The following is a 13409-nucleotide window of genomic DNA, read 5'->3' on the forward strand; positions in this document are numbered from 1 at the left end:
AGAAAGGGGCCGCGAGGAAGGGGCCGGGGGGCTCAGTCCTGGGACGGGGACGGGGTCAGCACCACGAAGTCGGCGTTCGACGGGTCGAGGCAGACGGCCAGCCGGCCGACGCCCTCGGCGTCCGCGGGCCCCATCTGCACGCTGCCGCCGCGCGCCGTGACCTCGGCGACCGCCGCGTCACAGTCGGTGACGTGGAAGACCGGGTGCCAGTACGGCCGTCCGCCCGCCACGGCGAGGTCCTCGGCGGTGAGTTCCATGAGTCCGCCCTGCATGCGTCCCTCGGGCTGCCCGGCAGGGGTGATCAGGGTGTACGTGCCCTCGCCGCCCGGCATCTGCATATCGCCGAACTGCCAGCCGAAGACGCCGCCGTAGAACTCCCGGGCGGCCGTGGCGTCGCTCGTGTACAGCTCGGTCCAGGACAGGGAGCCCGGCTGGTCCACGAGGTCGACGCCCTTGTTCTCCCCGGGCTGCCAGACGGCGAACTGTCCCCCCAGCGGGTCGCTGTACTGCGCCATCGTGCCCCACTCGTCGAGCTTCCTCGGCTCGACCCGGACGGTGCCGCCGGCGCCCTGGACGGCGCGGGTCGTGGCCTCGGCGTCGGGGACGCTGTAGTAGATCATCCAGGCCGGGCGGGCGCCCTCCTCGGTGAGCTTGCCCAGTCCGGCGACGATCTTGCCGTCCTTGCGGAACATGCCGCCTTCGCCGCCTTCGCCGCCTTCCCCCTCTCCCATGGACTCGTAGTCCCACCCGAGGACGGCTCCGTAGAAGGCCGCGGCGGCCGGGACGTCGGGTGCGCCGAGGTCCAGCCAGCAGGGGGAGCCGGGGACGAAGTCAGTGGTGATCATGACGACTGCCTTTCGCGGGTCGAGTACGACCAGCCTGGCACCGGACACCTGCCCCCGCCCGTCGGTCCCCGGGCGGGGCGGGCGACACCGCTGTGACGGCCGTACGTCCCCGAAGGCCCGGGCTCACTCGGACGGGCCGCGGACAGCACTGCGCCGGGGCCCCCACGGGGACCCCGGCGCAGTGGTGACGAAGCGACTAGCTCCAGCTGGCGTGCAGCGGCTTGCCCTCGGCGTAGCCCGCCGCGGACTGGATGCCGACGACGGCCTTCTCCTCGAACTCCGCGAGGGAGGCCGCACCGGCGTAGGTGCAGGAGGAGCGGACGCCCGCGATGATCGAGTCGATCAGGTCCTCGACGCCGGGACGGGCCGGGTCCAGGAACATCCGCGAGGTGGAGATGCCCTCCTCGAAGAGACCCTTGCGGGCGCGGTCGTAGGAGGACTCCTCCGAGGTGCGGTTCTGGACCGCGCGGGCGGAGGCCATGCCGAAGGACTCCTTGTACAGGCGGCCGTCGGCCGCCTGCTGCAGGTCGCCCGGGGACTCGTACGTACCGGCGAACCAGGAGCCGATCATGACGTTCGACGCACCGGCGGCCAGCGCCATCGCCACGTCGCGCGGGTGACGGACGCCGCCGTCGGCCCAGACGTGCTTGCCGTACTTCTTCGCCTCGGCCGCGCACTCCAGCACCGCGGAGAACTGCGGGCGGCCCACACCGGTCATCATGCGGGTAGTGCACATGGCGCCCGGGCCCACACCGACCTTGATGATGTCGGCGCCGGCGTCGATCAGGTCCTTGACGCCCTCGGCGGCGACGATGTTGCCGGCCACGATCGGGACCTGCGGGTCGAGGGCGCGGACGGCCTTGATCGCGTTGATCATCGATTCCTGGTGGCCGTGCGCGGTGTCGATGACGAGCGTGTCCACGCCCGCGTCGAGCAGCTGCTTGGCCTTGGCCACGAAGTCGCCGTTGATGCCGACGGCGGCGGCGATGCGCAGCTTGCCGTTGGCGTCGGTGGCGGGGGTGTACAGGGTCGCGCGGAGCGCGGCCTTGCGGGTGAGGATGCCGACGAGCTTGCCGTCCTTGTCGACGGCGGGGGCCAGCTTGCGGTGGCCCGCGTCGAGCTTGGTGAAGGCCTCGCGGGGGTCGATGTCGGCGTCGATGAGCAGGAGCTCCTTCGACATGACCTCGGAGAGCTGGGTGAAGCGGTCCACGCCGGTCAGGTCGTGGTCGGTGACGACGCCCACCGGGCGGCCGTCGGCGTCGACGACGACGCCGGCGCCGTGCGCGCGCTTGGGCAGCAGGGACAGCGCGTCGGCGACGGTCTGGGTGGGGGCCAGCGTGATCGGGGTGTCGAGCACGAGGTGGCGGGTCTTCACCCAGGAGATCACGTCGGTGACGACGTCGATCGGGATGTCCTGCGGGATGACGACGATGCCGCCGCGGCGGGCGACCGTCTCGGCCATCCGGCGGCCGGCGATGGCGGTCATGTTGGCCACGACCAGCGGAATGGTGGTGCCGGTGCCGTCAGGCGCGGAAAGGTCGACGCCCTGGCGGGAACCGACCGCGGAGCGGCTCGGCACCATGAATACGTCGTCGTACGTCAGGTCGTACGGCGGCTTCAGGTCATTGAGAAAACGCACGTGCTGAACATCCCAGTCGTTCGGAGGTGACCCCGACAGGGCAGTCGAGGAACGCACGTACTTCATTCTCACACGACCTGGAGTTCACACCGCCCCGGCGAAACGTCCATGACATGTGGGGCCGGATGGTCGCTTCCTACGGGACCTTCGTCCTCCGGTCGGGCGTCGGCGGGGCCGCCCGGCCGTGGACGGCGCCCTTGCTCCAGGCCAGCGGGAGAATCGTTCCCGCGTACCGCACGGCCGTGAACTCGGCGGCGATGGCGAGCGCGGTTTCCTCGGGGGTCGCCCCGCCGAGGTCCAGGCCGATCGGTGAGCGCAGCCGGGCCAGCGCGGCCGCCGGCACGCCCTCCGCCCGCAGCCGCCGCGCCCGCTCCTCGTGGGTGCGGCGCGAGCCCATGGCTCCCACGTACCCGAGCGGCAGCCGCAGCGCGAGCGTCAGCAGCGGGACGTCGAACTTGGCGTCGTGGGTGAGGACGCACACGGCCGTACGGGAATCCAGGCGGCCCGCTTCCCACTCCGCGGCCAGGTGCCGGTGCGGCCAGTCCACGACCACCTCGTCCGCGTCGGGGAACCGGGCGGGTGTGACGAAGACGGGCCGGGCGTCGCACACCGTGACCCGGTAGCCCAGGAAGGCGCCGATGCGGGTGAGGGCGGCGGCGAAGTCGATGGCCCCGTAGACCAGCAGCCGGGGCCGCTCGGCGGCCGATTCGACGAGCAGGGTCAGCGGCTGCCCGCAGAGCCCGCCGGCCGTGCCCAGCTCGGCGGTGCCGGTGCGGCCGGCGGCGAGCCAGCCCCGGACTCGCTCGGCGGCGGCCCGGTCCAGCTCGGCGCCCCCGCCGAGGCGGCCCTCGTACGAACCGTCGGCGTGCACGGCGATGGCCCGGCCGAGCTGCTCCGGCGCCCCGCGGACCACCCGGCCCAGTGCGGAGCGGGCTCCGCGGCAGGCCGCGTCGAGCACGGCGCCGATGACGGGCCGCACGGGGTCCTGCCGGCGCACCGGGGTGATCAGGACGTCGAGGACTCCCCCGCAGGTCAGCCCCACCGCGAAGGCGTCGTCGTCGCTGTATCCGAAGCGGTGCACGCTGCTCTGCCCGGAGGTGATCGCCTCCAGGCACAGCTCGTGCACGGCGGATTCGACGCAGCCCCCGGAGAGGGAGCCGAGCGCGGTGCCCCCGGTGTCGACGGCCAGGGAGGCGCCCGGGCCGCGCGGTGCGCTGCCGCTGACGGAGACCACCGTGGCCACCGCGAAGTCCCGTCCTGCGGCGCACCACGCGCGTAGCTCTTCGGCGATGTCGAGCATCAGCGGATGTACTCGCGGCGCGGGCTCTGCCCGGGGATGACCGGTCTCGGCGGCAGCGTCGGAGGGCCGGCGGCGTGGGCTGCGACCGTACGGGTGGGGGCGGTCCGGGCGGGGCCGGGGTACGGCTCGGGCGGGGACGGGTGGGTTCCCCGTCCGCGCGCGCCCAGCAGCATCGCGGCGTGGGCGACGCTGGCGAGGGTGGCGTGGTGGTGCCAGCCGCGGAAGGAGCGGCCTTCGAAATCGCGGATCCCGGCGGGTTCGCAGACCTCGGTGAAATCGAGCGCGACCCGGTCGGTGAGTTTGGCGAGGAGGAACAGCTGCGCCAGCGGCCGGTCTCCGATGTTGGTGATCCAGAACTCCGAGGGCAGCAGGGCGGCCTCGGTCCAGGCCCCGACGAGCAGCAGCGGGGTGGGCGGCGCCGGTACGAGGCGGTCCTCGCCGGGGGTGGCGAAGATCGCGGCCGAGGTGAGCAGGGTGACCGCTCCCTCGGCGCGGCCGTGCCGGGTCCATTCGACGACGCGGCGCTGGGAGCGCAGGGAGTCGATGAGCTCGCGGGCCGGCGCGGTGTGCGGGCCGGGTTTGTGCCGGCCCGCCCCGCCGAAGGAGACGGGCAGGGTGCCGTCCACTTTGAATACGAAGGGGATGTCCTGCATGGCGAACGACTCGATGCACTGCGGCAGTTCACTGTTGGAGACTTCCATCACCACGGGCCTGCGCTGGAGTTGCCAGGTGGCGGCCATCCGCTGGACCGCGTGTACCGCGTCCTGGGCGGGGGTGAGCGAGCGGGCCGTGTCGGGGATCCCGGCCCGCCGGCGGCGCAGGAGTTCCGCCGTCCAGGGCCCGGGCAGGGTGAGGGTCCATTCGACGGGGAAGCCGGCATCGCTGGAGGCGAGCCAGATCCCGCTGGCCTGCTGACAGTTGGCGGTGCGGCCCAGCTGGGGTACGAACTGCCGCCCCACACCGACCGATCGGTCGCCTGCCTTCTCGATGACCATGGGCTGCACCACCCAGGCCAGCGGGCGCTGCGCGGTGCGTTCGAGGTGCTGGGCGAGGGAGCGGCGTACGGGGGTCCAGTCCCAGGGGGACTTGCTGATGAACTGCTGGAGGCTCTGCTCGACGGAACTGGCCCCGGTTCCGGCGATGTTACGAATTGTTTTCTTGCCGTTGGTCCGCACGAGGCCGTTCAGGTATACGCGGGCCCAGTTTCGCTGGTCCCGCCGGGGTAACGACTCGAAGAAGAGCGAGATCAGAACATCGATCAATTCGGAGATTTCCTTCGTGGATTCCTCCGGCAGGACTACGCGAGCCATCTGGGCCTCCCCCGCGACCAGCTAGATCCATTACCCTACTTGACCGCGGATAACGGCCGTAGGTCCCGGCGGCTACTTCCTGAGGTCGCTGGCAGTTTCGAGCCGCTCTTCCTCTACCACGAGGGGGATGGGGATCTGGTTCGCCGCATAGTAGAGCGCGATCAGGAAGTGTGCGACGAGAGTGAGCGGAGCGGAGACGAAGGCCAGGACGACGGTCAAAGGGTAGGCGATCGCACCCAGACCGAAGCGGACCCTGGTGGCTCGGGCGCCGGCCTTGTCCACCTGATCGTGGAAGAGGTGTCCGACCCGGGTGACGTACCACCAGAAGGCCAGGAACGCCAAGGCGTAGGCCACGGTGAGCAGACTGTAGAGGACGGCCGCCGCATTGGCCGACCCGCCTTCTTCCATGAGGTGTTCGGCGAGCACGTTGGTCGTGTACGGGACCACCGAGACGACCATCAGCACCAGGAGGTTCAGGAACAGCAAAGGACGGTCGACGCGCTTGATGTGACTGAAGATGGTGTGGTGGTTCACCCACATCACGCCGATGATGAGGAAGCTCACCACATAGGCCGCATAGTGCGGCCACTGCTCGCGCACTCCGTGCCAGAAGTCGGATCCGGTTTCTTCCGGAACTTTCAATTCCAGGACAAGGATGGTGATGATGACCGCGAATACGCCATCACTGAATGCCTCGACCCGGCCGGTTTCCGTTTCCATGACCTCCCCTTCACGCTTCTTGCATATATCTACGGCTGTCGCACATACGGGGAGGGCGCGCATCCCCACCCTCCCCGCACACGCTACCCAGATTTCTCCAATCAGCCGCCGAATCCGGCAGTCTGGCGCCAGATCCGGCCATCGCGGACGACGAGCGTCCCGAACGCGTGCTCCGGTTCGCCGTTCAGGTTCATGATCGCCCGGTAGAAGATGGTGTCGTCGGTCTCGACGTACTCCTGGAGCTCCACGAGGGTGGGCTTCACCGTCAGGTACCCGGTGAACGTCTCGCGCACCGCGTCGATGCCGACGGAGACGCCCTCGAAGCGCAACAGCACGGCGTCGTCGGTGTAGTTCTTCATGACCGCCTCGATGTCCAGGGCGGCGAGCGCGTCCATCTGCCGGACGAACACCGGGTGCAGCGTGGAGATGTCGTACTTGGGCATGTCGACTCCCTTTCAGCTCTTCGATGGGGTTGTAGCGGTGGGAACCATGGGGTCGGCCGGCACTGCGCAGGACGGATCGGTCCCGGCCAGCGGCAGCCGGACGGTCATCCGGGTCTCCCCCGGGCGCGAGCGGGCCGTGATCGAGCCGTGGTGGCGCTGGGTCACGATGCGGTAGCTGAGGTGCAGGCCGAGGCCCGTGCCCTTGCCCACGTCCTTGGTCGTGTAGAAGGGTTCGAAGATCCTCGGCAGGGATTCCTCGGGGATGCCCGAGCCGGTGTCGGCGATCTCCACCACCAGGCAGACGCCTTCGACCCGGGCGCGCAGGGTGAGGGTTCCGGCGCCTTCCATGGCGGCCGCGGCGTTGTCGACCAGGTTGGTCCACACCTGGTTCAACTCACTCGGATAGCCCGTCAGTTCGGGCAGGTCCGGGTCGTACGAGCGCACGATCCCGATCCCCGCGAGCTTGGCACGCAGCACGACCAGCGTGTTCTCCAGCCCTTCGGTCACGGCGAAGCGCTGCTCGGGGGCCCGGTCGAGATTGGCGTAATCCCGGGTGGCCGACACGAGTTGGGAGATCCGCGGACCGGCCGCCCGCAGCTCGGCGGCGAGCGAACGGATCTCCAGGAGGGCCGCCAGGTGGTCCAGGGCCGCGGGCAGGGCCCGCTCGCCGACCCCCTCCAGCCGCTCCAGCAGCCCGCCCAGGTCCAGTCCGAGGTCCGAGACCCCGGAGCCGAGCAGCCCCGCCCGCTCCGCACCCGCGTCCTCGGCCCAGTCGGCGATCTCCTCCTCCGCGTCCGCCTGGGCCAGCGGATCGGTGACCACCGGCGGCGCCGCCTTGTCCAGCTCCTCCGCGAGCTGGTCGAAGACGGAGCGCTCGGCACCGGTGGCGGCCGCGCCCCAGGCCTGGGCGGTGCGCGTGAGCTGGTCCAGGGCGGGCGCCAGTTCCTGCGCGGCCCGGGCCACGGCGGCGGCGGGATTGTTCAGCTCGTGCGCGAGGCCGGCCGCGAGGGTGCCCAGCGCTTCGACGGTGGCCCGTTTGCGGGCCTGGACCTCGGAGGACTTGATGCGCCAGGCCAGTACGGGGATCAGTACGGCGGCCACCCCGTGGCAGCGGGTCAGCATCTCGAAGAAGACCGGCTTCGCGTACGCCACCACGGTGGTGGCCGGACCGCTCGCCGCGGCCGTGGCCACGTACGCCCCGTCCGTCAGCAGCGGCAGCTCGCCGGTGAACCGGTGCGCTGCCGAGGGTTTGCCGTCGTGCTCCTCGGCGGCCGCGCTCTCCTCCTCGGTGGAGTGCCGGGTCAGGACCTCCTCGCGCCCGTCGACCACCTTGGTGACCACCAGGCCCCCGGAGAGCAGCACGTGGAAACCCGTGGCCTCCTCCCCGTCCCGGAAGAGGACCTCGCCGTCGGCGAGCACCCGGGGTTCGGAGACCGAGACCAGCCAGTCCAGCTGCTCCTCGGTGAGGCCCTCGAAGATCTCCAGCCCGCGCAGGGCGGTGCGCAGCGCGGGCGCGCCCGGGATCCCGCTCATGCGGTACTCCCCTGCGTCCTGTTCCGGGCCGCCAGCCGCAGGGTGGCCAGCAGGGCGAGCGCGCACACCGCGGCGACGGTGGCCATGAAGCCGACCGAGGTGCGGTGCAGCCCGTGGATGTTGGTGAGCAGTCCGGCGAGCACCGCAGGCACGCTCATCGCGAGGTACGCGAACACGTACACCGCGGCGGTCAGTTCGCCCCGGTGCGCGGGTTCGGCCAGTGCGCTCAGCGCGCGGAAGGAACCGAGGAAGGCGGCGCCCCAGCCGGCTCCGAGCACGGCGGTGGCCACGAGGAACACGGGGGCCGAGCCGAGCCCGAGCGCGAGGAGCACCAGGGCCAGCCCACCGAGGAGGCCGAGCAGGCCGAGGACGGCGGTGCGCAGCGCCTCGGTGCGGCCCAGCAGGAGCTGCGCGGCAGTGGCGGCGCCGGCGAGGAGGGCCACGGTGGCGCCGCCGACGAGGTAGTTGGCGCTCTGGAGCAGGGAGAGGGCCAGGTGCGGGCCGAGGGAGAGGTAGAAGCCGCCGACCGACCAGACGGCCACGATGGTCAGGATCAGCACGGCGAAGCGGCCGCGTACGGGGGCGGGGATGTGGATCCGGTGCGGGGTGATCTTGAACCGGCTCCCGCCCGGTCCGCCGACGCCCGGTCCGCCGCTGCCGCCCGGTCCGCCACCGCCCGCCCGCCCCGGGGCGCTCTCCGCCATCCGGGCCACGCCGGCCAGCGAGACGGCGAAGGCCCCCACGAGCAGCAGGTAGGTCAGGACGGTCGGAGCGGGCGCGTACTGCACCAGCAGCCCGGCACCGATGCCACCGAGCCCGATGCCCACGGTCGGCCCGGCGCTGTTGACCTGGGCGCCGAGCGCGGGCCGGGAGCGCGGGGCGAGTTCCAGCAGGGCGGCGCCCATGGCCCCGGTGGCCAGGCCCACCGCGAGCCCCTGCACGGCGCGGGCGGCGAGCAGCAGGCCGAGCCCCCGGGCCGAGGCGAACAGCCCCATGGAGACGATCGCGAGGACCAGCCCCGCGGCGAGGACGGGCCGTCGGCCGAGGGTGTCGGACAGCGAGCCGAACAGCAGGAGTCCGGCGAGCACGGTGACGGCGTACAGGGCGAAGACCACCGTGATCATGCCGGAGGACAGGCCCCACTCCTGCTGGTAGAGCACGTAGAGGGCGGAGGGGACGGAGGAGGAGAGCATCAGCAGGACGAGGACCGCGCCCACCACCCAGAAGCCGGAGCTTCCCGGTGCGTCTGCGGCGCCGGCGGCTGGACGCAAGGTGACCCCCGTGGTGGTCGCGGACGGCGCGGTCCGTGCTGTCGTGGGCAACGGTTCCACTGCTTCAACTCCCCCGTCGTGGACCGTCAGGCGGGTGCCTGTACGGCCCTCGTGAGCGCGCGGGCGGTGAGTACGCCCGCGAGGTGGCCGAGGTACTCGGCCGAGGTGCCGCGCCCCGGGACGAACAGCTCCCGGGGCTCGGCGCGGAAGGCCGCGAGCACGTTCTCGGTGGTGTACGGGCCCCCGCCGATGCGTTCCTCGACCCCGCGCAGCCGCAGCGCGCGGGCGGTGGCTCCGGTGACCGCGATGCGCGGCCCGTCGGGGGTGATCCGTACGGCGGCGGCGCAGACCGGGTAGCGGGTCGCCCGGTCGGCGGTCTTCTCGAAGGCGCCGGCGCGGCCGCCCGCCGGGACGATCAGGGCCGTGATGACGGTGCCCGCCGGGACGCCGGAGGCGGCCAGCTCCTCGGCGGTGACCGTCGACACCCCGCCGGGACCGGCCAGTTCGGCCGTGACTCCGGCCGCTATGGCCGCGACGGGCAGGTCGGTGGCCCGGCCGGTGGCGGCGAGGTTGCCGCCCGCGGTGCCGAGGTTGCGGACCTGGGGGTCTCCGTTGGCGCGGGCCGCGGCGGCGAGTTCCGGCGCCTCGGCCAGCACCAGGGGGTCCGCGGCCAGTTCGGCCAGGGTGGTCAGCGCGCCGATCCGGATCCCCGCGGGCGTCCGCTCGATCCCCCGGAGCTCTTCGAGCCGGCGGAGGTCGACGAGCAGGGAGGCCCGGTCCTCTCCGGTGCGCAGACCGGGCAGCAGGCTCTGCCCGCCGGCCAGTACGCGGGCGCCGGGGCGGCCGGCCAGCAGGGTCAGGGCCTCGTCGAGGCCGACGGGGCGTACGTAGTCGAAGTCGGCGAGGATCACTGGGATTCCCCTCTCAGGCGGCGCCAGACCTTCTCGGGGGTGACGGGCATGTCGATGTGCCGGACGCCCAGGTCGGACAGGGCGTCGACGACGGCGTTGACGACGGCCGCGGCGGGCGGCACGGTGGCGATCTCCCCCGCACCCTTGGCTCCCAGCGGGTTGTGCGGGGAGGGCGTGGTGGTCTTGTCGAGGGTGAAGAAGGGTGCGTCGATGGCGCGCGGCAGCGCGTAGTGGCCCAGGTCGCGGCTGACGAGCCGGCCGTCCGGGTCGTACTCCGCGTGCTCCATGAGGGCCTGGCCGAGGCCGTGCAGGATGCTGCCCTCGATCTGACCGAGGACGATCTTCGGGTTGCCGATGTGGCCCGCGTCGTCGACGGCGGTGTAGGCCACCACCTCGGTCTCGCCGGTCAGTTCGTCGATCTCGACGACCGCGACGTGCGTCCCGAAGGGGTAGTTGAAGTCCGGCGGGTCGAAATGGGTGGTCTCGTCCAGGGCGGGCTCGATCTCGGGCGGGAGCCCCCAGCCGTACCACATGGCCATCGCCAGCTCGGCGAAGGTCTTGGCGTTCTCCTCGTTGCCCTCTTCGTGGACCTTGCCGTCCGCGTAGACGACCTTGTCTTCGGGGACGCCGAGGAAGACGGCCCCGGCCTTGACCAGCTTGGCCTTGATCTTCCGGGCGGTGAGGGCGATGGCCGGCGCGGCCATGCTGTAGGAGCGGGAGCCGTAAGTGCCCTGACCGTACGGGGCCTTGAGCGTGTCCCCCTCGTACACCTGGACCTGCGAGGGGTCGATGCCGAGCTCGTCGGCGGCGACCTGCGCGAAGACGGTGCCGTGGCTCTGGCCGGTGGAGGCGGAGCCGACGGTGACGGTGACCTCGCCGGTCGGGTGGACGCGGATGTTCGCGCTCTCCCAGGTGCCGCCGAGCATGCCCTCCTTGGACATCCGGGTGGAGGGGCCGACCCCGCAGATCGCCACGTAGGAGGCGATGCCGACGCCGAGCCGTTTGCCGCGGGCACGGGCCTCGGTCTTGCGGGCGGGCATGTCGGCGTAGCCCGAGAGCTCGATCGCCCGGTCGAAGTTGAGCTGGTAGTCGCCCGAGTCGTAGGTCCAGCCGAGGCCGTTGTCGTACGGGAACTTCTCCTTCGGCACCAGGTTCTTGCGGCGCACCGCCGCCGGGTCCATGCCGATCTCGGAGGCGTAGCGGTCCACGAGCCGCTCCATCAGGAACGCGGCCTCGGCGCGCCCGCTGCCGCGCTGGGCGCCGAGCGAGACGGTGTTGGTGAAGGCGGCGTAGACCTCGCAGAAGGCGGCGTCGATGTCGTACATGCCGCTGATGGAGCGGCCCATCAGGGCGGTGGCGACGCCGGGGCCGATGGTGGAGGGGTAGGCGCCCAGGTTGGCGTAGCTCGTGCAGCGCACGGCGGTGATCCGGCCGTCGCGGGTGCCGGCCAGGGTGACGTGCTGGCGGTGGTCGCGGCCCTGGACGGTGGAGTTCATCAGCCCGGTGCGGGTGTCGACCCATTTCACGGGCCGGCCGAGCGCCTTGGAGAGCAGCAGGACCAGCGGCATGTCGGGGTACAGGTACCCCTTGGTGCCGAAGCTGCCGCCGACGGTCGGGGCCACGACCCGGAGCTTGTTGAAGGGGATGCCGAGGACCAGCGCGGAGAGCAGGAAGCGGTGGTTGTGCGGGCCCTGGGTGGAGGCGTACAGCGTGTACTCGCCGGTGGCGGCGTTGTAGTCGCCGACCGCGCCGCGGGGCTCGATGGGGCTGTTGATGGTGCGCTGGTTGACGAGATCGAGCTCCACCGTGACCTCGGCCGCGGCGATGGCCGCGTCGGTGCGGTCCTTGTCGCCGCAGGTCCAGTACGCGTTCAGGTTGCCGGGGACGGCCTCGTGGAGCTGGGGAGCGCCTTCGGCGAGGGCCTCGTCGGCGCGGGTCACCACGGTCAGCGGCTCGTACTCGACGGAGATGGCGGCGAGCGCCGCGGCGGCCTGGCGCGGGGTCTCGGCGACGACCACGGCGAGGGGATCGCCGACGTGGCGCACGGTGTCGCCGGACAGCACCGGGCGGGAGCCGGGAAGTCCGTAGGGGTGGGGCGGGAAATGGCTCTCGACCCCGCCGGGTATCCAGATGCAGGGCAGCGGCATGACGTCGGCGAAGTCGGCCGCGGTGGCCACCTTCAGCACGCCCGGCAGCTGCTCGGCGGCCTTGGTGTCGATGGAGAGGATCTTCGCGTGGGCGACGGGGCTGCCGAGGATCGCCATGTGGGCGGTGCCCGGCAGGTCGATGTCGCCCACGTACGTGGCCTCGCCGCGCAGGAGCTGCGGGTCCTCACGGCTGTCCAGCGGCTGTCCAAGCAGGCCGTTGCCCTGGAGCGGGGTCTCCCCCGTGACTGCGGTCATCTCCCTCACCCCTCCTGTCCGGACACGGCGGCGGTGGCCGGCTGCGCGGAGGCGTCCTCGCGGGCCGCGGAGCAGGCGCGCTGCACTCCTCGTACGACGCTGTGGTAGCCCGTGCAGCGGCACAGGTTTCCGGTGAGCCACTCGCGGATCTCGGGCTCGGTGGGCGCCTCGCGGTCGCAGGTGTTCTGGACGAGCTCGCCCAGGGCCATGACCATCCCGGGGGTGCAGAAGCCGCACTGGGTGCCGTGTTCCTGGCGCAAGGCCTCCTGGAGGCCGGTGAGTTCACCGCCGGGGGTGGTGACCCCCTCGATGGTGGTCACCGCGGAGCCGGCGGCTGCCGCGGTGAGGATCAGGCAGCTCTTGACGGAGCGGCCGTCGAGTTGGACGACGCAGGTTCCGCACTGGCCGGTGTCGCAGCCGACCTTGGTGCCGGTGAGTCCGAGGCCGTCGCGGAGCCGTTCCACGAGCAGTTCGTTCGGCTGCGCCGCGAACTGCTCGGGTCTTCCGTTGACGTTCAGTGAGAGGTCCATGCCAGCGCCTGCGCTTCCGTGAGCGGCCGGTTGAAGAGGGGTCCGCCGGGCTGCTGGAGAATTCCTCCGGAGTGCAGCGGACCGGTGTCCACGGGAGCGAATCCGAGATCCGTGATGATTCCCGCGACTATTTCTTTGGCTTTCCCGTCGTCGCCCGCGGTGAAATGGGCCAGACGCGGGCCCGGCGCGGTGCCGGCGACGGCGAGCGTCTCGAAATGCATGGTGTTCAGGGATTTCACGATCCGGGTCCCCGGATACCATTCGGCGACGAGTTCGCTGGATCCCCGGCCGCCGAGATCGCGGGCATTGCCCGGACCGCTGAACGCGTTGGTGGCGTCCACCAGCACGGTGTCCCGTACGGCGTCCTGCGGCAGCAGCCCCTGGACGCCGTCGAAGGGCACCATCAGGACGAGGACTTCGGACCGGGCCGGGGGGGGAGGGGGGGGGGGGGAGAGAGAGGAGGGGGGGGAGGAGAGGGGGAGGAGGTGGAGCACGCGATGGAGGC

12 protein-coding genes are annotated in these 13409 nt (G+C 71.8%); all 12 read right to left on the reverse strand.

Annotation, left to right across the window (positions count from 1 at the left end; all coding sequences use genetic code 11):
• Window positions 1–32: 32 nt before the first annotated feature.
• Window positions 33–845, reverse strand: coding sequence for a VOC family protein (locus ACFRU2_RS09505; protein ID WP_382969853.1), 813 nt, complete (start codon window positions 843–845; stop codon window positions 33–35).
• Between the two features lie 196 nt (window positions 846–1041).
• On the reverse strand, window positions 1042–2484 hold the full coding sequence (locus tag ACFRU2_RS09510; protein WP_382969855.1) for a GuaB1 family IMP dehydrogenase-related protein: 1443 nt from the start codon (window positions 2482–2484) through the stop codon (window positions 1042–1044).
• Window positions 2485–2620: 136 nt separating this feature from the next.
• Entirely contained in the window at window positions 2621–3784 is a 1164-nt protein-coding gene (locus tag ACFRU2_RS09515) for an XdhC family protein (protein ID WP_382969858.1), read from the reverse strand.
• Window positions 3784–5094, reverse strand: a complete 1311-nt coding sequence (locus ACFRU2_RS09520) for an IS701 family transposase (protein WP_382969861.1) — start codon at window positions 5092–5094, stop codon at window positions 3784–3786. Before ACFRU2_RS09520 ends, ACFRU2_RS09515 begins: the two co-directional genes overlap by 1 nt.
• Before the next feature lie 72 nt (window positions 5095–5166).
• Window positions 5167–5814, reverse strand: coding sequence for a TMEM175 family protein (locus ACFRU2_RS09525; protein ID WP_250741394.1), 648 nt, complete (start codon window positions 5812–5814; stop codon window positions 5167–5169).
• A gap of 101 nt (window positions 5815–5915) precedes the next feature.
• Window positions 5916–6257: a nuclear transport factor 2 family protein gene (locus ACFRU2_RS09530; RefSeq protein WP_243334431.1), complete on the reverse strand. Its 342-nt coding sequence runs from the start codon at window positions 6255–6257 to the stop codon at window positions 5916–5918.
• 12 nt (window positions 6258–6269) lie between these two features.
• Window positions 6270–7790 carry an ATP-binding protein gene (locus tag ACFRU2_RS09535; protein ID WP_382969864.1) on the reverse strand — a complete coding sequence of 507 codons (1521 nt, stop codon included), beginning with the start codon at window positions 7788–7790 and terminating at the stop codon, window positions 6270–6272.
• The gene (locus ACFRU2_RS09540; protein ID WP_382969867.1) at window positions 7787–9112 is read right to left on the reverse strand and encodes an MFS transporter; all 1326 of its coding nucleotides are present in this window, start codon (window positions 9110–9112) and stop codon (window positions 7787–7789) included. Before ACFRU2_RS09540 ends, ACFRU2_RS09535 begins: the two co-directional genes overlap by 4 nt.
• Window positions 9113–9147: 35 nt before the next feature.
• A complete protein-coding gene (locus tag ACFRU2_RS09545; RefSeq protein ID WP_382969870.1) occupies window positions 9148–9972 on the reverse strand; it encodes an FAD binding domain-containing protein in 825 nt (274 codons plus the stop codon).
• Window positions 9969–12374 (reverse strand): xanthine dehydrogenase family protein molybdopterin-binding subunit, encoded by a 2406-nt coding sequence (locus tag ACFRU2_RS09550; RefSeq protein ID WP_382969873.1) that lies wholly within the window; start codon window positions 12372–12374, stop codon window positions 9969–9971. Before ACFRU2_RS09550 ends, ACFRU2_RS09545 begins: the two co-directional genes overlap by 4 nt.
• A 5-nt stretch (window positions 12375–12379) precedes the next feature.
• Window positions 12380–12904, reverse strand: a complete 525-nt coding sequence (locus ACFRU2_RS09555) for a (2Fe-2S)-binding protein (protein WP_382969875.1) — start codon at window positions 12902–12904, stop codon at window positions 12380–12382.
• The gene (locus ACFRU2_RS09560; protein WP_382969877.1) at window positions 12889–13308 is read right to left on the reverse strand and encodes an NADPH-dependent F420 reductase; all 420 of its coding nucleotides are present in this window, start codon (window positions 13306–13308) and stop codon (window positions 12889–12891) included. The genes ACFRU2_RS09555 and ACFRU2_RS09560 overlap by 16 nt, the downstream gene beginning before the upstream one ends.
• Between the last annotated feature and the right edge of the window lie 101 nt (window positions 13309–13409).

It is taken from the genome of Streptomyces sp. NPDC056883 (assembly GCF_042788835.1).
GTDB classification, from domain to species: Bacteria; Actinomycetota; Actinomycetes; order Streptomycetales; family Streptomycetaceae; genus Streptomyces; species Streptomyces stoeckheimensis.